Source organism: Blautia sp. DFI.1.216 (assembly GCF_020594215.1).
Lineage (GTDB): Bacteria > Bacillota > Clostridia > Lachnospirales > Lachnospiraceae > Blautia_A > Blautia_A wexlerae.
The window spans coordinates 39,610-60,925 of sequence record NZ_JAJDML010000017.1; the positions used below are offsets into that span (position 1 = coordinate 39,610).

General features: G+C 43.0%; 14 protein-coding genes. 4 read left to right on the forward strand and 10 right to left on the reverse strand.

Features of this window, described 5'->3' with window-relative positions:
- Window positions 1-192 precede the first annotated feature (192 nt).
- The 3 genes from LJE11_RS08555 to LJE11_RS08565 all read right to left on the reverse strand — a co-directional run bounded on the left by LJE11_RS08555 (window position 193) and on the right by LJE11_RS08565 (window position 4,202).
- On the reverse strand, window positions 193-1,806 hold the full coding sequence (locus tag LJE11_RS08555) for a response regulator transcription factor (RefSeq protein WP_008705249.1): 1,614 nt from the start codon (window positions 1,804-1,806) through the stop codon (window positions 193-195).
- Window positions 1,806-3,638, reverse strand: coding sequence for a cache domain-containing sensor histidine kinase (locus tag LJE11_RS08560; RefSeq protein ID WP_227295822.1), 1,833 nt, complete (start codon window positions 3,636-3,638; stop codon window positions 1,806-1,808). The genes LJE11_RS08555 and LJE11_RS08560 overlap by 1 nt, the downstream gene beginning before the upstream one ends.
- A gap of 171 nt (window positions 3,639-3,809) precedes the next feature.
- A complete protein-coding gene (locus LJE11_RS08565) occupies window positions 3,810-4,202 on the reverse strand; it encodes a VOC family protein (protein ID WP_020993212.1) in 393 nt (130 codons plus the stop codon).
- A 1,076-nt stretch (window positions 4,203-5,278) separates the two neighbouring features.
- Here LJE11_RS08565 and LJE11_RS08570 point away from each other — a divergent pair.
- Both LJE11_RS08570 and LJE11_RS08575 read left to right on the forward strand, forming a co-directional pair.
- Window positions 5,279-5,833 (forward strand): TRAP transporter small permease, encoded by a 555-nt coding sequence (locus tag LJE11_RS08570; RefSeq protein ID WP_227295824.1) that lies wholly within the window; start codon window positions 5,279-5,281, stop codon window positions 5,831-5,833.
- Window positions 5,834-9,166: a TRAP transporter large permease subunit gene (locus LJE11_RS08575; RefSeq protein ID WP_227295826.1), complete on the forward strand. Its 3,333-nt coding sequence runs from the start codon at window positions 5,834-5,836 to the stop codon at window positions 9,164-9,166. It abuts the gene before it with no gap.
- A 447-nt stretch (window positions 9,167-9,613) separates the two neighbouring features.
- Here LJE11_RS08575 and LJE11_RS08580 read toward each other — a convergent pair whose 3' ends face one another.
- The 4 genes from LJE11_RS08580 to LJE11_RS08595 all read right to left on the reverse strand — a co-directional run bounded on the left by LJE11_RS08580 (window position 9,614) and on the right by LJE11_RS08595 (window position 14,914).
- The gene (locus LJE11_RS08580; protein WP_227295827.1) at window positions 9,614-10,621 is read right to left on the reverse strand and encodes a GTP-binding protein; all 1,008 of its coding nucleotides are present in this window, start codon (window positions 10,619-10,621) and stop codon (window positions 9,614-9,616) included.
- Window positions 10,622-10,800: 179 nt separating this feature from the next.
- Window positions 10,801-12,684 carry an ABC transporter ATP-binding protein gene (locus LJE11_RS08585; RefSeq protein ID WP_008705260.1) on the reverse strand — a complete coding sequence of 628 codons (1,884 nt, stop codon included), beginning with the start codon at window positions 12,682-12,684 and terminating at the stop codon, window positions 10,801-10,803.
- Window positions 12,677-14,410, reverse strand: a complete 1,734-nt coding sequence (locus LJE11_RS08590) for an ABC transporter ATP-binding protein (protein ID WP_008705262.1) — start codon at window positions 14,408-14,410, stop codon at window positions 12,677-12,679. The genes LJE11_RS08585 and LJE11_RS08590 overlap by 8 nt, the downstream gene beginning before the upstream one ends.
- Window positions 14,411-14,446: 36 nt before the next feature.
- Entirely contained in the window at window positions 14,447-14,914 is a 468-nt protein-coding gene (locus LJE11_RS08595; protein ID WP_081018880.1) for a MarR family winged helix-turn-helix transcriptional regulator, read from the reverse strand.
- Between the two features lie 459 nt (window positions 14,915-15,373).
- Here LJE11_RS08595 and thrH point away from each other — a divergent pair, with 459 nt between their 5' ends.
- Window positions 15,374-15,976, forward strand: coding sequence for a bifunctional phosphoserine phosphatase/homoserine phosphotransferase ThrH (thrH, locus tag LJE11_RS08600; protein WP_227295829.1), 603 nt, complete (start codon window positions 15,374-15,376; stop codon window positions 15,974-15,976).
- A 117-nt stretch (window positions 15,977-16,093) separates the two neighbouring features.
- Here the strand turns inward: thrH and LJE11_RS08605 are convergent, their stop codons facing one another.
- Complete coding sequence (locus LJE11_RS08605; protein ID WP_008705266.1) at window positions 16,094-16,597, reverse strand: NUDIX hydrolase; 504 nt, start codon at window positions 16,595-16,597, stop codon at window positions 16,094-16,096.
- Between the two features lie 420 nt (window positions 16,598-17,017).
- Here LJE11_RS08605 and LJE11_RS08610 point away from each other — a divergent pair, with 420 nt between their 5' ends.
- Window positions 17,018-18,601: a glucose-6-phosphate isomerase gene (locus tag LJE11_RS08610; protein WP_008705267.1), complete on the forward strand. Its 1,584-nt coding sequence runs from the start codon at window positions 17,018-17,020 to the stop codon at window positions 18,599-18,601.
- 132 nt (window positions 18,602-18,733) lie between these two features.
- Here LJE11_RS08610 and LJE11_RS08615 read toward each other — a convergent pair whose 3' ends face one another.
- Both LJE11_RS08615 and LJE11_RS08620 read right to left on the reverse strand, forming a co-directional pair.
- Window positions 18,734-20,428, reverse strand: a complete 1,695-nt coding sequence (locus tag LJE11_RS08615; protein ID WP_118566384.1) for a two-component system response regulator — start codon at window positions 20,426-20,428, stop codon at window positions 18,734-18,736.
- Between the two features lie 424 nt (window positions 20,429-20,852).
- Window positions 20,853-21,284: a M67 family metallopeptidase gene (locus LJE11_RS08620; protein WP_055054157.1), complete on the reverse strand. Its 432-nt coding sequence runs from the start codon at window positions 21,282-21,284 to the stop codon at window positions 20,853-20,855.
- Window positions 21,285-21,316: the final 32 nt, after the last annotated feature.

Sequence of the window (21,316 nt, forward strand, 5' to 3'; positions counted from 1 at the left end):
TTCTTGATGATTTTATTTTAGTCTTTTTGCCTTTTATAAACAATTGGAAATAAAAGTAAAAATAGGAGATTTGTGCACAAATTTTATACTGTGCACAAATCTCCTGTTCTATCGTCAGGCAGATAAAATCATCCGCCTCGCTACTTGTCTGATTCGATTAAATGACTTACCTGATACAGTTAACCTCGCTGTTTATATATATTTCCTGAATTCATTGGGTGTAATACCGTAACGCTTTTTGAATACTTTTATGTAATATCCAAAGTCTTTGTATCCTACCATTTCTGCGATTTCATATTGTTTATATTTATTATCTGCAATCAGTTTCTCCACCTGTTGGAACCGGACATCTGTCAGATATTCCAGAAAACTCTTTCCGGCATATTTCTTAAGAAGGCGGCTGATATAGGTTCTGCTTACATGGAATTTCTCAGTCAGATCATCCATAGATAAATCTCCTGAATAATTCTTCTCAATGTAAGAAAGAACACTCTGAACCAGTTTCCGGTTCCGTTCATCAGTTCCTTCTGTATTCTGTTTAATCAGCGTTCCAAACAGATTCAGCAGACAATTCAACACCTCTTCTGTGTTCTCGCACTGACAGATTCTTTTTATTCCATCCTGAAGCACAGAAAGATTCCAGTTTTTATTATGAATTTCACTGTCAACTGCACAGATATATGGAAATTTCATACATCCCAAAAGTAAATCCATTGCTGCAAATTTCACCGGAGATACATCTTCCGGTGCGTTTCGAAATATCTGATGAAGTTCATCCTCCGCTTTCTCAAAACTGTCCTGAAACAAAGTCATCATAAAATGTGTTTTTTCACCGGAAGTAATCACAAAGTCTGTCTGTTTTTTATATTGCAGATCTTCGTATCTGAGTATGATATTCGTACCCAGATAAACACATTGCCTGCATGCTGTCTGTGCCTTACGGTACTGTGCATTTGCCTGATATTCGTCCACTTCTACATCGCTCAATCCAAAATTCATATGTGCTTTCAGATACCGTTCTACTTCTACCTGTATCTTACTGCATGCCTGCAATGCTTTTTCCATACATACTGCGTTTTCTTCTTCCTTTTCAAACAAAAGAATAAAATTATATTCTGCAGTTGCTGTATTATAATCGCTCAAAACATGAATTCCAAAATCATTAAAAATTTCCTCAAAAATATTGATGCATGCAAATTCCTCTATCCATTTATCTCCTGTATGGATTTTATTTTCTCCAACAACTTTTCGCCCTACACACACAATATATTTCTCTATTGTCAGATTCAGAGATTCTGCCTGCTCTTTTACAACTCCTTTTCCCTGGATTCTTCCATACAGAAGATTTCCCGCAAATTTGGATCTCAGCTGCGGAACTGACCTGTTGAAATATTTCTTCAGATCCCGGATTTCCTGCTGTTTTTCCTTCCTTGCATGAATTTCCCCTGCAATCCGGGCAGCCATTGCCTTTAACTCATCATAGTCCACCGGTTTGAGAAGATATTCTTCCACACCAATGCTGATTGCTTTCTGAGCGTAGGCAAAACTGTCATATCCTGTCAGTATCACTATAACCGCATTGGGATAAATCTCATGTGCTTTTTCTGCAAAATCCAGTCCATCCATTCCCGGCATCTTCACATCTGTAAGGATCAGATCCGGTTTCGCCTGCTCCAGTTTCTCCAGCCCTTCCAATCCGTTCCTTGCAGTTGCGGATATACGGTATCCATAATCGCTCCATGGAAACGAACATAAACCATCCAGAATAATATATTCATCATCTAATATCATTACCTGCAATTCCATTATCTCTCGTCTCCCCTTTTTTTGTTATTTTCATTAACAGGTTCATCACATTTCCTGTAGGTAACTCCGACATTACCGTTCATCGGGATTTCCAGTATTACCTGTGTTCCCTTCCCCGGTTCTGATATAATGCTCATCCTTGCTTTGTTCTGATATACATAATCCAGTCTCTTTCTCACCGCATATACTCCCAGATGGGTATGTGTCCGCTCTGCTTCATGATCTGGCTCTTCCTCTGTCCCCATCAATTTCTCCAACTGCTCCTGTGACATTCCAACTCCATCATCCTTTACTGTAAATACTGCCATTCCATCTGTAATTTCTCCTGAAACATAAAGGAAACAGTCCCATGTCGCATTTTCCACACCATGAACTACCGCATTTTCCACCAGTGTCTGAATAGTCATCTTCGGAATCTCTAATTCATTTAATCTCTCATCCACTTCAATATAAGATGTAAATTTATCTCCATATCTGGTTTCCTGTATGTAAAGATAATCCTGTACATATTTTATTTCCTCACGAATATAAACCATACTTCTTTTATTACTGATACTTGCACGCATCAGACTGCTGATAGAAGTAACCATATGACAAATATTATCCTCGCCCTTCTTTCGCGCCATCCAGTTGATCGTATCCAGTACATTATAAAGAAAATGCGGATTGATCTGTGCCTGCAAAGCCTGGAATTCAATATCTTTGTTAACTGTTTCCATCTCCACAACCTGTTTTATCAGCTGCTCTATTTTCTCTATCGTCTGGTTGAAAACAGAATTCATGGTTCCAATCTCATCCCTTCTTCCTTCCGGAAGACGGACAGAAAAGTCACCCTCCGCAAACTGCTGCATTGCTTTACTTGTACGCTTGATCGGACCAGCGATTCCCTTTGCCAGAATATTAGCAAGAAAAATACACAACATCAAACTTGCCAGAATAAGCATGATTGTCGTTTTCTGTAATCCTCTGGCTGTTTTCTGCAAGAAACTCATAGGGATCATTCCTACAACTGTAAGTCCTGTGTCAGAACTTCTCTGATATACACAGTCATAACCCTGTCCATCTGCAGTAAACAGAAATTCTCCTGTGTTGCCTGATATTTTTTCTATCCAGCTTCTGTCACTGATTGTCGCATCATTCTCTGCACTCTCTATCAGAACATTTTTGTCATTGTCCAGAAGAAAAATATGTGCAGCCAAAGAATCTCTGGCTGTGATCGTCATTTTTTTCAGATAGCTCAGCTTAATAGATGCTCTCAATATTCCCACTGGCTTCATAGTCAGAGAATCTTTGATCTGCTTTGCCATATACATCAGGCCTTCCTCAGAAGCATTATAATAAATACAGCGTCCTTTTGCCTGCTCCGCCAGTTCACAGGATATCTGAGCGGTCTTTTCATGAATCTCACGATTATTTGCCAGCAGATGATTTGCTCCGTTATAACCATACAGCTGGATATCCTTCATATAAATACTTGTATATCCCTGCAAAAGCAGCCTTCTGATCTGCCCTGATCTTGAATAATAGGAATACAGCTCTGTGCCATCCGATTTATATGGTTCATCAGACTCCAATTCCTCCTGAACCGTACTGTTATTTGCAATATACTCAAATGAATTCCTCACCATATCAAAATAATGATCCAAATTCACCGACAACTCGTTCACCACTCCCGCAGACTGCTTCCTTGTCTGTTCTGTCACAATTGAAGATGCAGACATATACTGCGAAACACTGGCAGCCAACAGAACAACCAATGCTACCCCTAACGTACAATACAGAATTTTTCTCTGTATCGACAGATTAATATACCACTTCTTTAAATTTTTCATCTCTCTTTTCCCTTTAATGCCCCTTTATTTTTCCCGGTTTTTACTGCTACAGTCTATTTCGAACAGTGAAAAAGCCGACACACTGTTTCCAGTCAATGTATCGGCTTTACTGCTTCATTTTATTATGTTCGGAATTTTATTATGTAGGTATATTCCGTAACTTTTTCTGTTTTACAGATACTGACTGAATTCCACTTTCTCCTTATTCGGACCCTCAATGGTAAAGAATTTTACACCATTTTCCCAGAATGGCAGGAAATGAATGGTATCCTGTGTGGAGTTTAAACCAGCTTCATTAATATACTGGAAAATCTCCTCAATGTCTCTCACATCAAGCGCAACATGATCAATCGCCCCATGCTCCATCTTCGCCGCATGATTCTCATAAGTCTCCACAACCAAAGTTCCCAGCTTCAGAAAAACAACCTTCTCATTCGCTTCCTCATTCACAGTCTCAAACGCCGTCTCAAATCCCAGCTTATGATAAAACTCCACAGTTTTATCAATGTCATTTGTCGGAATCCCGATATGCTGTACCCCTGTTGAATAATTCTTTAAATCCATGATCTTTACCTCTTTCTGCTCATCTTTGTAGCTTTTACTCATTTATTTTCATAATTTTACTTATCCAATATTTAATATTTTATTTTTTACAATATACGCAGAAAATCATTCAATTGTCAAGAGTAACAACTGATTCTTTTCACTTGACCCCTCCGCTCCCACCACCTCATCCATTTTCTCTTACACAGCCAATAGCCAGCGTGAAGCAGCATCTCTCTGCAGGTGAATCTGGAGGGGGCTTAGTAACTCTTAGGTGGGGGAAATCCGCGTTATGAAGAAAAATAGCAACCTGTCTGAGCGGAGTCTGCGACGGAGCGAGTTTTGCATTTTTCTTCATGCTTTTAGCGGATTTCCCCCACCTTAGAGTTACTTAGCCCCCGGAACTGAACCTGCAGAGAGATGCTGCTTCGCGCGTCCCTTATTGTCTGTGTACGCCCCACACCAACAAACTTCCCCCAAATACTTACAAAAACCTCTTGACTTTCAAAACAAACAGCGTTAAAATTGCTTTAGCTTTTTAAACAGCTAAACCTATAACGCATAAATTCAACGAAGGGAACCAGTAAAAACAGTCCCCCCTGTCCTCAGAGAACTGCAGTCCGGTGAAATGCAGTGACAGACCTGTTTCGAATATCATCCCCGAGAAGGAAAGCCGAACCCTTGAATACAGCCATCACAGATATTGCCGTATTCACAGTAAGCTTCCCCGGCCGCCCCCCGTTACAGGAGCCGCGTATATCGGTACGTTGCAGAATCGTACTTGTTTCAAAGGTGAAACAGGGTGGTTACGGAATATCATATGTCCGTCCCTGCGTGGGGCGGACTTTTTTTATGTTATAGGAAATTACTCCATAATATTCCTATAACATAAAAAAGCCCTGACACACGAGACATACTTTCTTTTCCAGGCTGTCGATCTGAAACCGAAACACTACTTCTGTTTTTCGCAGACAACAGAATTCACCACAGATGAAAAATGTAACTAATTACATATTATAACCATTACATTCCATCTGCCTTGAATCTGCTCCAAATTCCGAAAAACAGCAGCAAATTTTTTGAGAGGAGTAGAGAGCATGAAAATCTACAAAAAAATCATGAACGCACTGGCTGCAGTAGAAAAGATCGTCCTTGTGATCTCCACACTGCTGATCCTGGTGCTGACTGTGGGAAACGTATTTTCCCGTAAAGTCATCCACCGTTCCTGGTCCTTCACAGAAGAACTTGTAGTAGCGGTATTCGTACTCATCACCCTGCTGGCAGCCGCACTGGCCTGCCGCGAAGGAGAACTGGTCAGCCTGACACTGGTCACAGACCGTCTTCCAAAGAAACTGAAGAAACCATCCGTAATTCTGATCACAGTCCTGAGCATCATCTTTAGCGTCATCCTTTTCAAATACGGAATGGACAAGGTAATCACTCAGCTTCAGAATGGAAAAAGAACCTTCGTATTAAACTGGCCTGAATGGATCTTCTGGTCCTTCGTACCCATCGGTGCAGCATGCATGATCCTTCACTTCATTGAATTCTGTCTGGACTTCTGCTGCAAAACCGACAGCGCCAAAAATACCGACAACAGCACAAAAAGTAACATGAACACAATCACAACAGACAAAAAGGAGGGCAAATAAATGATCAGTGCAATCTTATTTATCTCCTTCTTCATATTCCTGATCCTGGGTGTACCCATCGGAATCTGCCTCGGACTTTCCTCCGTATGCGCAATCCTCTACTCCGGTACATCCCTGACGATCGTAGCAACCAACATGTACTCAGGAATCAGCAAATTCCTGCTCCTGGCAATCCCATTCTTCGTACTGTCAGGAAACATCATGGCAAAAGCCGGTATCTCCAAACGACTGATCAAATTCGTTGATACCTGCGTAGGACACAAAAAAGGCGGTATCGCCATCGTATGTGTTATCGTAGCCTGCTTCTTCGGCGCCATCTCCGGTTCCGGCCCTGCAACTGTTGCAGCTCTTGGCGCCGTACTGATCCCTGCAATGGTAGAACAGGGCGGTTTCTCCGCACCATTCTCCACAGCACTGATGGCAACCTCAAGCTCCATCGCCATTGTCATCCCGCCAAGTATCGCCTTCGTTGTATATGCCTCCATCACAGGCACATCCATCGCAGATATGTTCATGGCAGGTATCGTACCAGGTCTTCTTATGGGCGTGGCACTGGTAATCGTAGTAATGCTGGAAGCAAAGAAACACAACATCAAACCATCCAGAGAAAAAGCCTCAGGCAAAGAACGCTGGGACGCTTTTAAAGATGCTTTCTGGGGATTCCTGATGCCGGTCATCATTCTGGGCGGTATCTACGGCGGTATCTTCACACCAACAGAAGCAGCAGCCGTATCCGTTGTATACGGACTCTTCGTAGGTATGGTCATCTACCGCGAAGTTTCCATCCGCGATATGTTTGACATCCTGGTAGACTCAGCAAAGACAACCGGCGGTATCATGCTCATCGTAGCAAGTGCCTCCCTGTTCTCGTTTGTATGTACCAAATTCGGTATTGCAGATGCAGCCTCCAATTTACTTGGAAGCATCGCACACAATCAGTTTACCTTCCTGCTGATCGTAAATATCATCTTCCTGATCGCAGGATGCTTCATCGATGCAAACTCTGCTATGTACATCTTCATCCCGATCATGCTTCCTGTATGTAAGGCTCTTGGATACGATATAGTAGCATTCGGTGTTATGGCAACTGTAAACCTTGCAATCGGACAGGTAACTCCTCCTGTAGGCGTAAACCTCTTCGTAGCAATCAGCATCAAGATCAAAAAAGGTCTGGAAGTTACTCTGCAGGAGATCTCAAGGGCAGTTGTGCCAATGATCGCAGCCTGCGTTGCAGTTCTTCTGATCGTTACATACATCCCGATCACCTCCACTTTCCTTCCGAAAGCTCTTGCAAAAGAAGGCTCCTACACAGGTGATCAGTCCTCCGCTTCCTCTGACACAGCTTCCAAGGAGGCAGGAGACGGCAATAACTCCTTTGACACAATCGCAGATTACAGCGACCTTGACTGGCCGGAAATGACCTGGAACTTCGCATGCTCCACTACTGAGACAAGTACATGGGCTGATGGCGGACGTAAGTTCGGTGAACTGATGGAAAAAGCCACAGGCGGCAAAGTCAAAGTCAACATTTACGCTGCTGACCAGCTTACAAACGGCAACCAGTCCGAAGGTATTCAGGCTCTGATGAATGGGGACCCGGTTCAGATCTCCATGCACTCCAACCTGATCTACTCTGCATTTGATCCACGTTTCAACGTTGTTTCTCTTCCGTTCGTCTATGATTCTTACGACGATGCAGATGCGAAATTCGATGGCGAAGCAGGTGCAAAGCTGAAAGAAATCCTCAGTGAGTACGGACTCCACTGCATGGGTATTGCAGAAAACGGTTTCCGCGAAATCACAAACAGCAAACATGAGATTAAATCTGTAGACGATATGAAGAACCTGAAGGTTCGTGTAGCAGGCTCCAACCTTCTGATGGAATGCTACAAGAGATGGGGCGCTGATGCCACAAACATGAACTGGTCTGAAACTTACACAGCACTTCAGCAGAACACAGTAGAAGGTCAGGAGAATCCGCTTCCCGCTATCGACGCTGCAAGTGTTCAGGAGGTTCAGCCTTACTGCTCTATGTGGGATGCAATTTATGACTGCCTGTTCTTCTGTATCAACGAAAACATCTACAACAGTCTCACACCACAACAGCAGGAAGTAGTTGACGAGGCAGGACAGAAAGCAGTTGAATATGAGCGTTACATCAACCGTTCCGGAGATGACGAGATCAAAGAACGCTGGGCAAGCCAGAACGGTGTAACAATCACAGAAAAAGAAGATATGGACATCGACTCCTTCAAAGAAGCAGTTGACGGTATCGATGACTGGTTTGTAAACGAACTGAAGAGCCAGGGCTATGACGATGCCCAGGATCTGGTTGACCTTTTCACAAAGGATTCCTTCAACACAGTGGAAGATTACAGTGATCTGGACTGGCCGGAAACAACCTGGAACTTTGCATGCTCCACTACTGAGACAAGTACCTGGGCTGACGGCGGACGTAAGTTCGGTGAACTGATGGAAAAAGCTACAGGCGGCAAAGTTAAAGTCAACATTTACGCAGCTGACCAGCTTACAAACGGCAACCAGTCCGAAGGCATCCAGGCTCTGATGAATGGGGACCCGGTTCAGATCTCCATGCACTCCAACCTGATCTACTCTGCATTTGATCCACGTTTCAACGTTGTTTCTCTTCCATTTGTCTATGATTCTTACGATGATGCAGATGCGAAATTCGACGGCGAAGCAGGTGCGAAGCTGAAGGAAATCCTGGGTGAGTACGGACTCCACTGCATGGGTATCGCAGAAAACGGTTTCCGTGAACTGACTAACAGCAAACGTGAGATTAAATCTGTAGATGATATGAAGAATCTGAAGGTTCGTGTAGCAGGTTCCAACCTTCTGATGGAATGCTACAAGAGATGGGGCGCTGATGCCACCAACATGAACTGGTCAGAGACTTACACAGCACTTCAGCAGAACACTGTTGAAGGTGAGGAAAATCCGCTTCCTGCTATCGACGCAGCAAGCGTTCAGGAGGTTCAGCCTTACTGCTCCATGTGGGATGCAATTTATGACTGTCTGTTCTTCTGCATCAATCAGGATATCTACGACGGCCTCACACCAGAACAGCAGGCAGTTGTTGATGAATGTGGTCAGAAGGCAGTTGAATACGAACGTTACATCAACCGTTCCAGTGACAATGAGATTAAAGAACGCTGGGAATCCAAAAACGGCGTAACCTTCACAGAGAAAGCTGATATGGATATCGATTCCTTCAAGAAAGCTGTAGACGGTGTAGACGAATGGTTCGTAAACGAGCTGAAGAGCCAGGGCTACGAAGACGGCCAGGATCTGGTTGATCTGTTTACCAAATAATCCTTACGGTTACAAAACTCCATAAAAATAAATGAACAGGGTATGAAGTTTCATCAGATTACGATGAACTTCATACCCTGTTTTGTTTTTAATAATATAGAACGTAAAGTACTTGATATCTTCTATTTTTCACGTTATACTGAACAAGTATAATTGAACAGACCCGGATGCGAAGTTTCGACCCCTGCCCTCCAGTTTCACGAAAGGAGGGTGATGCCCGATGAACACAATGGAAGTCCTTACTTTATTGTTAGTAATTTTTACGGCATTGACTTACATAGATCAACATAAAAAGAAATAAGCATCCCACCGCCCAAAGTTGGATGCTTAATTTCTTTACTCATTAATTATACCGAGGGCAACCGGAACACGCTTCCGGTCATCTTCTAAGTAGATTATACAATGGGGCACCTGATTTTTCAAGTGCCCTTTTTGTAAATTTAAATCTCAGATTTTCAAATAGGATTTAATTTTCTCCTCCTGCAGTTCTTCCCCAATCACGATCAGGACCTCCTGTCCTACATGAAGCGGTCGGATTGTAATTTCATTCTTCGTAGCATTTAATTCAATCCACTGCCGTCTATCGCACTCTGCCCATGCAGATAGTCCAGAACCGTCTTCGCTGTCACTGTCTACTCTCATAAATCCCTTCATTCGGAACACACGCCCACATTCAGGATCAGACAGAATCTTCTCAGCCGCTTCCCGAAGCTCCTTCTCAGTCATCTTCACATTCATAAAGTACAGAGAAGTAAAGGCATCCTCTGCCTCAAACTCCGGTTTCCTGTAGCTTGCCATCACATATCCACAGGATGCAATCCGGTCAAAGTCCTCTTTCGACATCTCATCCCAATTCTTGTGGATAACATTAGCAGTATCCACACCATTCATTTCACAATGAAATCTCCTGCTGCAATGAACCTTCTCCAATGCCTGATTCACATGCTCAATCGTACCCTGGATGTCCTCGGGTGATGCGTCCTGGCTCTTGCTCATCACAATGCATCCGGCATCTGCCACCTCAGAAGCCAGAATGAAATCCGCCTCCTCTGACAGATCACGCTCCAGCTTAGAATCCACAATTGCAATCACATTCCCAATCTGATACCAACGATTTAACGGCTCCTCATGAAGAATATCAAAGAACTCATCCACATCAAAAATCCCAGACGGCTCCACGATCACACGATCATAACCGCACATACCCATAGCAATCAGTTTCGTCTTAAATCTCCTCCTGTGGCAGTCCTTATCACACCCTCCTGAGATCATCTCCAGCTCACAGTTCTCTCCCATCAGATCCTGAAGCAACATCATATCCACATTCACAGCCCCGTAATCATTCTCCAGAATTCCAATATTATTACCAGCATCCATCAGATACTGCGCATACTTCCTGATAAACGTCGTCTTCCCTGAACCAAGAAAACCAGTGATCAGATCTATCTTTACCATCGTATATCTCTCCCTTGCTGCTGCATAATTTTTCTTTTTTATTCTTAAACCGGAACTTCATCATCTGTGATCCACATACCTGTACGATCATAGCATTATAACGCAGAAAACGCAACGCCCGCAAAGAAAGACCACAATTATTCATGTTCTGAAATAATTGCAGTCTTTCTGATAGTTCCTTATGACAATTCCAGCTTACCAGTATAAAGCTGATAATAAGTTCCTTTTAACTTAATGAGGTCTTCATGGTCGCCTCTTTCAATGATCTTTCCATGATCCAGTACGATGATGGCATCGCTGTTTCTGATGGTTGAAAGTCGATGGGCGATCACAAATACAGTACGGCCTTTCATCAGGTTATCCATACCTTTTTGTACAATACTCTCTGTACGGGTATCAATACTTGAGGTTGCTTCATCCAGGATCAGTACAGGCGGATTGGCTACTGCTGCTCTTGCAATGGAGAGAAGCTGGCGCTGTCCCTGGGACAGTTCCTCACCGTCTCCGCTTAACATGGTATCATATCCTTTTGGAAGCATTTTGATAAACTGGTCTGCATGAGCCAGTCTTGCTGCCTCGTATACTTCCTCATCTGTAGCATCCAGTTTACCGTAGCGGATGTTTTCTTTAATAGTTCCTGTAAACAGGTGAGTATCCTGAAGTACGATTCCCAGAGAACGTCTCAGGTCATCCTTCTTAATCTTGGTAATGTTGATTCCATCGTAACGGATTTTACCTTCCTGAATATCATAGAAACGGTTGATCAGATTTGTGATCGTTGTCTTTCCTGCACCTGTGGAACCTACGAAAGCAAGTTTCTGTCCCGGCTTGGCGAAGAGGCTGATGTCTTTCAGAATAACTTTGTCCGGGTTATATCCGAATGTAACATCTTCGAATCGGACATCTCCTGTCAGTTCTGTATAAGTAACGGAACCATCTGCAGAATGTGGATGTTTCCATGCCCACATGCCCGTTCTCTCTTTGCATTCTGTGATATTGCCGTTGGCATCCTTTCTTGCATTAACAAGTTCTACGTAACCTTCATCCTCTTCCGGCTTCTCGTCAATGAGCCTGAAGATACGTTCTGCACCTGCAAGTGCCATAACAATGGCATTAAACTGCTGTGCCACCTGCATGAATGGCTGGGTAAAGCTCTTGGTGAACTGTAAATAGGAAGCCATAACACCGAGGGTGATGCCGCCCACACCTGTTACAGAGAGAAGTCCCCCAAGTACTGCTGTCAGTACGAACTGCAGGTTACCGATGTTACCGATCACAGGTCCCATCATGTTTCCGTATTTATTGGCGTTTGCAGAACTCTCGAAGAGTGCTTCGTTGAGTTTGTCGAATTCTTCTTTTGATTTATCTTCGTGGTTGAAAACTTTTACCACACGCTGACCATTCATTCGTTCTTCCACGAAACCGGTCACATCTGCCAGAGATACCTGCTGACGGATGAAATATTTGCCACTGTTGGAACCAATCTTACTGGTAACCTTCAGCATAATAAAAATAATCACAACTGCCAGAATTGTAAGCAGCGGACTTAACAATAACATGGAAATAAAGGTAACCACGATCGTAAACAGCGCCATCAGCGCCTGCGGGATCGCCTGGCTGATCATCTGTCGCAGGGTATCTGTATCGTTGGTATAGAGGCTCATGACAGATCCGTTTGTATTCTGGTCGAAATAGCGGATCGGAAGAGTCTGCATATGCTCGAACATATCATCACGGACACTTTTAAGCACACCCTGACCGATATAAACCATCATTCGGGTATAAATAAATGTGGCAATCACACCAAGTGCAAAAATACAGCCAAGGACTGCAAGTGCCTTATAGAGTTCTGCAAAGTTCGGATCTGTCTGTCCGATCAGCGGGATGATAAAGTCATCCAGCAGAAATTTCAGGGACAGGGATACTGCAATACTTGCTGCGGAACTGATAAAGATGCAGATAAATACGATGATAAACTGTATCTTATGGGTTCCTGTCATATATTTCAGAAGTCTTTTGGCAGTTTGGATGGTGTTCTGATCTAATTTTTTCTTCTTATTCATCGTCTCCGCCTCCTTTGACCTGTGATTCATATACTTCTCTGTAAATATCATTTGTCTTCAGCAGTTCTTCTGAAGTACCCACACCTGCGATCTTACCGTCATCCAGTACGATGATCTGATCTGCATCTTCAATAGAAGAAACTCGCTGTGCGATAATAATCTTTGTTGTGTTCGGGATCTCCTCGCGGAAAGCCTTACGTATCAGGGCATCTGTTCTTGTATCTACTGCACTGGTAGAGTCATCCAGGATCAGGATCTTCGGTTTCTTGAGAAGAGCCCTTGCAATACACAGACGCTGCTTCTGACCGCCGGATACGTTGTTACCGCCCTGAACGATCATTGTATCGTAACCATCCGGGAACTCACTGACGAATCCATCTGCCTGGGCCAGCTTACAGACCCTCCGAACTTCTTCCTCACTGGCATGTTCATCACCCCAGCGAATATTGTCATAGATGCTTCCTGAGAACAGCACATTTTTTTGAAGTACCATGGAAACCTGGTCACGAAGTACTTCCAGATTGTAGTTGCGTACATCCACGCCTCCCACCTGGACATTACCCTTTGTGACATCATAGAGTCTGGGGATCAGCTGCACCAGGGTAGACTTTGCACTTCCGGTTCCGCCGATGATACCTACTGTCTGACCGGATTTAATATGAAGATTTACATCCTTCAGGGAAAGATTTCCTCCCTCTCCTGCATAGCTGAAATCTACATGATTAAAGTCAATGGAACCATCTGCCACATTCTTTACTGCATCAGCTTTATCCTGCATCTCAGGAACTTCATCCAGAACCTCTACAATACGGTCTGTGGATGCTTCTGCTATCATGATCATAACAAACACGAAAGTTACCATGTTCAGGGACATGAGAATCTGAAGTGCGTAGACAATGATACTTGTCAGCTCACCGGTTTCCATGCCACCGAGAACAATACCTCTTCCGCCAATTGCAACAATGATAATGATTACAGTATACATGACAAACATCATAACCGGTGAGTTCCATGCAACGATTTTCTCTGCTTTAGTAAACAGATTATAAACATATCTGGAAATTCCATGGAATTTCTCAATCTCATAGTCCTCTCTTACGAAAGCCTTAACTACACGTGAGGCATTTACATTCTCCTGAACGGAATTGTTCAGGTTGTCATATTCATCAAAGACCTTGATGAAATGCGGATGTGCCTTTTTCGCAATAAAGATTAGTGTACCGCCAAGGACAGGAACAACTATCAGGAAAAGCACTGCGATCGGTTTGTTGATCGTCAGTGTCATAATCCATGACAGGATGATCATAAACGGTGCCCTGGCAAGAAGGCGAATACTCATCATGTATGCCTGCTGTACATTTGTGATATCAGTGGTCAGTCGTGTGACCAGACCTGATGTTGAAAAGTGGTCGATATTTTTAAAGGAAAAATCCTGCACCTTATAAAAAATATCGTGTCGTAAATTCTTCGCATATCCTGCTGCTGCAACTGCCGCCATATTTCCGGCCTGTACGCCGAAGAACAGGGAAAGCATTGCCATTGCAACAAGGATGACTCCACGCTGGATGATATAGCTCATATCTCCGTTTGCAATACCTACGTCGATAATCTTCGCCATCTCCAGAGGAATCAGAACTTCCATCAGTACTTCCAGGATTACAAGGATCGGAGCCAGTACAGACTGCTTCTTGTATTCCCGGACTGAACGTAAAAGTTTCTTATTCATCTTTGTCAATGTCCTCCTTATGTCTCGTTATTTCTGTTAAAAATCATTCCTGCTATCGCAGGATTTTTTCCGGTTTTCATACATCTGCCAGAGAACCTGTTTGCACAGTTCCACATCCTCCTTCGGAATTCCCCGTAGCATTTTGGCTTCGCCTTCTTCAATACTCTTTAAGATTGCAGGACGGATCTTCTCTGCTTTCTCTGTGGGAATGATCTGTTTCAGGCGTGCATCCTGTTTCGCACTCTCTCTGTAAATGTAACCGTTCTTCTCCATCAGCTTCAGGATCCCTGTCACTGTAGGTTTCCTGATCTGGAATTCCTCTTCAATATCTTTCTGATAGAGATCTCTGTGCATGGTTTCCAGAAGGATAAATTTCAGCACATGCTTCTGCATGGTCGTCAGATCGTCATTCTCCATCACCTCTGCCGGATTATGCCGTTTCATTGTATGGGATAAAATATGTATCAGCCTGCCTACATGCATCTCATTCAGCTTCTGTTTCATTTCCTCGTCTATCTCGCCGCACCTCCTAAAATCAGTACCCATACTATTGCAAAGCCATATAATAGTTAGGTTGCTATCCATTAGTTGCCTAACTATTATATGGCTTTAGTTTTTTTATGTCAATACTCGTTTTTATTTCTCCTTTTGAACTACTCAAAAATTGTTACTGTTCACTCCGTTCTCAGTAACACGCTTCGCAAACTTAATTTATGCTAATCGCATAAATTCGTGCGGTATATCTCGGGTTTTCTGTTGCCAAGCATCCGTAAGAAGCTGCCAGTGGCAAGTTCTGTAGGTGACCTTCGCTCACAAAAAACACCTCGCGGGATATTACCAATGAACAGTAACCAAAAATTAAATTTGCAAGGACTCTCAGAATATGTTAGAATGATTTCACTAAATAAAGCATTAAAGGATTTTCAAAAATAAAGAGGTTTTACACAAAGGAGGATTTCTATTATGTATATTACATGTCTTGACGTAGAGGGCGTACTGGTACCTGAAATCTGGATCGCATTTGCAGAAGCAAGCGGAATCCCGGAGCTGAAGAAAACCACACGTGATGAACCGGACTATGATAAGCTGATGAACTGGAGACTTGGTATTCTGAAAGAGCATGGTCTCGGACTGAAAGAGATCCAGGATGTGATTGCAAAAATTGATCCGCTTCCGGGCGCAAAGGAATTCCTGGATGAACTTCGTTCTTTCTCTCAGGTAATTCTGATCAGCGATACTTTCACACAGTTTGCAGCACCGCTCATGGAGAAGCTTGGCAGACCTACCTTATTCTGCAACACTCTTGAAGTTGCAGACAACGGTGAGATCACAGGCTTTAAGATGAGAGTGGAACAATCCAAGTTAACTACTGTAAAATCTTTACAGTCTATCGGATTCGATACCATTGCAAGCGGTGATTCCTACAATGACCTGGGTATGATCCAGGCAAGCAAGGCAGGATTTCTCTTCCGCAGTACAGACAAGATCAAGGCAGATTATCCGGAGATCCCGGCATACGAAGAATATGACGAACTGCTGGCTGCAATCAGAAACGCCATGAAATAATCTTAGAGCGTGTCTGAAAAAGGCTTTCTGCAATTGCCAAAAAAGCCACCATACAGGTCAAATCATTCCTGTATGATGGTTTTTATTTTGTGCTTCCATTACTGTTATACCCATACCTTACATCTCAAACGCCTTTTTTATACTGTCATAATGCAGGAATTTCCCTTCTGCTGCAAAGGCTTTGATCTCATCAACAGTGGCAAACATATATCCGTCTGTTTCCTCTGTCTGCAGGTGCAGGTCACTCTCATCAATATCCATGACAAAACGGTACACATCCACGAAGTAGTTATCTCCCTCACCCGGATTCTCTCTCTTATAAGTAAACAGATATCCGCCTTCCGCATTTCGTACATCCAGTCCTGTTTCTTCTTTTACTTCACGAAGGACAGCCTCGCAGGATTCCTCACCTGCCTGGGCTGCACCCCCTGATACTTCCCACCAGCCGGGAGCCCATGCCTTGGTCATCACACGTTTGGTAATCAAGAATGTACCATCTGGTCTGCCGACGACACCAAGTACGGTCAGGTGATACTCCCCGTCCTTCAGACACCAGTCATTTCTTTTCATTGTGCGTCCTGTCGGTTTCTTATTTTCATCATAAATATCCCAAAATTCCATTTTTAATTATCTCCCTGTAAAATTACTGTCTGCCTGTAACTTTATACATAATATCATTTTGCCGGTCTTATTGCAAATATATACTGATCTTACAGTTGTGCTGTCAGGAAAGCGGGTTACTGTTCACTCCGTTCACAGTAACGTAGCCAAAATTCATTCCAGATTGCCTGCGGCAATGGAATTTTGGCTTGTATGTCTCGGGATTTTGGCATATTCATGCCAAAACACCTCGCGGGACAGTGGTGTGTGAACAGTAACGAAAGCGGGACGGAGAAATATTCACAAAATTTTCGCGCAGCAGTGCCGAAATATCTCTGAATCCCATACATTCGTGCATTGAAATTAGAACAATTATTCAGTATAATTATAGTTAATAACTGTGGCCATACAGCTGCAGTCACTTAAAGGAGGAATATCATTATGGCAACATGGAAAAATCTCGACACTCTTGCTTCCTACAGCAAACTTGCCGAACTGAAAGGTCATGTAAATATTGCAGATGCCATGGCAGGCGAGAAAGGTGCTGAACGTGTAAAGAAATACAGCACACCGATGGCAGCCGGCTTAACTTACAACTACGCTGCAAAACAGGTTGATGAAACAGTTCTGGATGCACTTGCAAAACTGGCAGATGAGGCTGAGCTTATTGACAAATTCCAGGAATTATACAACGGTGCTGTGATCAACACAGGAGAGAAACGTATGGTTCTTCATCACCTTGCACGTACACAGCTTGGCGAAGACGTAGTAGTTGATGGTGTCAACAAACGTGAATTCTACGTTGCACAGCAGAAGAAAGCCGCAGACTTCGCAAATAAAGTTCACGCAGGTGAGATTACTAACGAAAACGGCGAGAAATTCACAACTGTTGTACAGATCGGTATCGGTGGAAGTGATTTAGGTCCTCGTGCATTATATATTGCTCTTGAGAATTGGGCTAAAGCAAACAACACATCCAAGATGGAAGCTAAATTTATCAGCAACGTAGATCCTGATGACGCAGCTGCTGTTCTTGCTTCCGTAGACCTTGCTCATGCTCTGTTCATCGTTGTATCCAAATCCGGTACAACTCTTGAAACACTGACAAATGAAGCCTTCGTAAAGAATGCTCTGGTTAAAGCAGGATTAAACCCATCCAAACATATGCTTGCCGTAACAAGCGAGACATCACCTCTGGCAAAGAGCGAAGATTATCTTACAGCAATCTTTATGGATGACTATATCGGCGGACGTTACTCTTCTGTTTCCGGTGTAGGCGGTGCGATCCTTTCTCTTGCTTTCGGTCCTGAAGTATTTGCACAGATCCTCGATGGAGCTGCTGCCGAGGACAAGCTTGCTACAAACAAAAATATCCTTGAGAACCCGGATATGCTGGATGCACTGATCGGTGTTTATGAGAGAAACGTACAGGGATATCCTGCTACAGCAGTTCTCCCATACTCTCAGGCATTAAGCCGTTTCCCTGCACACTTACAGCAGTGTGATATGGAATCCAATGGTAAATCCGTAAACCGTTTCGGTGAACCTGTAGACTATGTAACAGGACCTGTTATCTTCGGTGAACCAGGTACAAACGGACAGCATTCCTTCTATCAGTTATTACATCAGGGAACTGACATCGTTCCGCTTCAGTTCATCGGCTTTAAGAAGAGCCAGCTTGGTGTAGACGTAGATATCGAGAACAGCACAAGCCAGCAGAAACTCTGTGCAAACGTTGCTGCTCAGATCGTAGCATTTGCATGCGGTAAAAAAGATGAGAACCTGAACAAGAACTTCAAGGGCGGACGTCCTTCCAGCATCATCACAGGTGAAGAACTTACACCTGCATCTCTGGGTGCATTACTTGCTCACTTCGAGAACAAGATCATGTTCCAGGGATTCGTATGGAACTTAAACAGCTTCGACCAGGAAGGTGTTCAGCTTGGTAAAGTCCTTGCAAAACGTGTTCTTGCACATGACACTGACGGAGCACTGAAAGTATACAGTGACCTGTTAAACATCTGATTTCATCAGAAAGCAAAAGTTATGTTATAGGAACATTACGGAGTAATTTCCTATAACATAACAAAATCATCATACAGAACTCCGATAAATATTATCAGGAAGTTCCTTATGATGATTTTTCTGTTTTCTTTTCTAATTCTCTTCTGACTTCTTAACAAACTCTGCTTTCGGCAATGGTCTGGAATAATAGAATCCTTGAATATTGTCACATTCCATCTCCTTCAGAAGTTCAAGCTGATCTGCAGTCTCCACACCTTCTGCAACCACCTTCATGCCAAGTCCATGTGCCAGGATGATTACCTGCTGCACGACCATTCTTCCCTTCTGCTGGTGAATACAGTCAACCAGACTCTTATCAATCTTCAGTGTATTAAACGGTAATTCACTCAATGTGATCAGTGAAGAATATCCTGAACCAAAATCATCCATGTGCAGTGCAAATCCTGCATTTACCAGTTTCTCTGTAAAATCTCTGATCATAACATTATTCAGAGTAGCTGTTTCCGTCAGTTCAACAGGCACACAGGAAAACGGGATCCCATTCTCCTCTACAATCTTCATATAACGTTCAACAATATCGGAATGATGGATGCTTGTACGCGACAGATTTACAGAAATCGGAATCAGCTCCTGCCCCTTCTTCATCAGTTCACGCTGAAATTCGCAGACATACCGGAATATGTATTCATCCAGCTTCACGATCAGTCCGTCCTTTTCATATAGCGGGATGAAATCTCCGGGCATTACCATGGAACCATCCGGGTTGATCCATCGCACCAGTGATTCCGCTCCTGTGATCCTCTCTGTTTTTACATCATATTTCGGCTGGAAATATGCCACAAATTCTTTATTTTTAATCGCAGATTCAAATCTGTTCTCCAACAAACGGTCCTGCATCTGCTTCTGTTTCATTTTCTCTGTATAATAAGCAATGTTACACTCATAGTTATCGCGGATACTTCTGATCGCCATAAATCCTCTGTCACAGATTACAGAAACAGGTAAAGATTTATCAATATCCTGATAAACTCCATATTTGACCATAAGATTGGGAACAGGTGCATGCTCTGCGATTTCTTCTTCTATCTTTGTCACTGTTTCCAAAGACAGATCACAGTCATCACACGTCATACATACGAACTGATCACTCCCATATCTGGATACCAGACCTGTCTTCAGCATCTTTGTATAAGCTCCTGCCAGATAGCAGAGGATTTCATCTCCTACTTTCTCCCCGTAACTGCTGTTGATCAATTTGAAATCCCTGATGTCAGCAATTACAAGATGAAATCTCTCCCCCGGTCTGGTTTTCAGAAAAGATTTTGCATGATAGAAAAACGCCTGTCTGGTATAAACTCCGGTGAGCTCATCATGTTCTACTGCAGTCAGTGCCATTACGGACTCCCTCAGCTTGATCACACTGTTGATCCTGCCCATTACAAGTTTAAAGTTATAGGGCTTCGGAATAAAATCAACTGCACCAAGATCCAGGCATTGAAGTTCTACATCTTTTGAATTACTTCCGGTCATAACGATAACCGGTATGGTTGACAGAAATTTATCTGTGTTTCTGCGTCTGAGGAATTCAAATCCATCACACACAGGCATACAGATATCCAACAGCACTACTGATAATTCTCTGTAATGCTCGGAAAGAAGTTCCAGTCCTTCTTCCCCGTTTTCTGCGAGAAAAACATCAAATTTCTCTTCCAGAAAAGAAGAGAGGATATCTCTGTTTAATTCATTATCTTCTACGACCAGGACTTTTCTTTTGGACGGTAATTCCCCCGGTTCCAACAGTTTTGCATTGTCAGAATCTTTTCTCATACTTTTTTTATACCCCTCACACACAATTTCCAAAGCAAAGCATCTCCGGATATCCGCACCGGAGATGCTCAAATTATTATAGTAACCGATCTGTTATCTGCAACCGTCCAGCCATTGTGGGAATATACTATACTTAAACGTTACAGGCATACATAATGTCTACATATCTTAACTCTTTGAGTTTACATTATTTTGCATAATCTTTCAAGCCTTATTCTGCAGTTGACATGATTTTGCCACGACTTTATTATGGAAATTTCATGCTATGATGGGCTGGATTAAGATGCATTATTTACGAGGATTGCTCTATACTTTTACAATGTACGGAATTTTTATATGCTGACAGTATAAACAGAGGCAGAAATGTTTCCACAAATAATCCTGCTTCAAACATTTCTGCCTCTGTTATCCTGTCTGTAAATCTTTAAAAATAATATTCTTCTGAATAAATCCTTAGATCCTCTTTTGTCCATTCCCCACCTTCAATATGAAAGCTGTTCAATACCGGATAGTCCGCCATCAGTGACAGGATCAGATAACTTGCCTTTGAATCAAAAGCAAGACGGATATCCTCCACTGACGGACGGGATGGAGAAGACGGATGGGAATGCCAGTTTCCCAGCGGTTTCAATCCGTTGGCACGCATATCCCTGATCGCATTTATCTGGTCTCTGGGATCCAGGGTGAAGTGATCTTCTGCATGATCTTTATTCTCCAGAAAATATACCTTTCGGATTTCCCTTCCCTCCCCGGTTTCCACTCCGGCCAAAAGCCCGCAGGCTTCCTCCGGAAGATGCTCTTTTGCATAATTAACGATCTCATCATAGAGATGATCTCTCATTCTTATTATAGCCATACTTTTCTCCTGTTTTGCATCAGGTTTTTCTC

What these genes read in the sequence shown, in the direction of transcription:
- LJE11_RS08555 (WP_008705249.1), bottom strand. Translation starts at nt 1,806, where the DNA reads ATGGAATTGCAGGTAATGATATTAGATGATGAATATATTATTCTGGAT.
- LJE11_RS08580 (WP_227295827.1), bottom strand. Translation starts at nt 10,621, where the DNA reads ATGGTAAAGATAGATCTGATCACTGGTTTTCTTGGTTCAGGGAAGACG.
- LJE11_RS08610 (WP_008705267.1), top strand. Translation starts at nt 17,018, where the DNA reads ATGGCAACATGGAAAAATCTCGACACTCTTGCTTCCTACAGCAAACTT.
- LJE11_RS08590 (WP_008705262.1), bottom strand. Translation starts at nt 14,410, where the DNA reads ATGAATAAGAAACTTTTACGTTCAGTCCGGGAATACAAGAAGCAGTCT.
- LJE11_RS08615 (WP_118566384.1), bottom strand. Translation starts at nt 20,428, where the DNA reads ATGAGAAAAGATTCTGACAATGCAAAACTGTTGGAACCGGGGGAATTA.
- LJE11_RS08565 (WP_020993212.1), bottom strand. Translation starts at nt 4,202, where the DNA reads ATGGATTTAAAGAATTATTCAACAGGGGTACAGCATATCGGGATTCCG.
- LJE11_RS08605 (WP_008705266.1), bottom strand. Translation starts at nt 16,597, where the DNA reads ATGGAATTTTGGGATATTTATGATGAAAATAAGAAACCGACAGGACGC.
- LJE11_RS08575 (WP_227295826.1), top strand. Translation starts at nt 5,834, where the DNA reads ATGATCAGTGCAATCTTATTTATCTCCTTCTTCATATTCCTGATCCTG.
- LJE11_RS08620 (WP_055054157.1), bottom strand. Translation starts at nt 21,284, where the DNA reads ATGGCTATAATAAGAATGAGAGATCATCTCTATGATGAGATCGTTAAT.
- LJE11_RS08560 (WP_227295822.1), bottom strand. Translation starts at nt 3,638, where the DNA reads ATGAAAAATTTAAAGAAGTGGTATATTAATCTGTCGATACAGAGAAAA.
- LJE11_RS08585 (WP_008705260.1), bottom strand. Translation starts at nt 12,684, where the DNA reads ATGAATAAGAAGAAAAAATTAGATCAGAACACCATCCAAACTGCCAAA.
- thrH (WP_227295829.1), top strand. Translation starts at nt 15,374, where the DNA reads ATGTATATTACATGTCTTGACGTAGAGGGCGTACTGGTACCTGAAATC.
- LJE11_RS08595 (WP_081018880.1), bottom strand. Translation starts at nt 14,914, where the DNA reads ATGAAACAGAAGCTGAATGAGATGCATGTAGGCAGGCTGATACATATT.
- LJE11_RS08570 (WP_227295824.1), top strand. Translation starts at nt 5,279, where the DNA reads ATGAAAATCTACAAAAAAATCATGAACGCACTGGCTGCAGTAGAAAAG.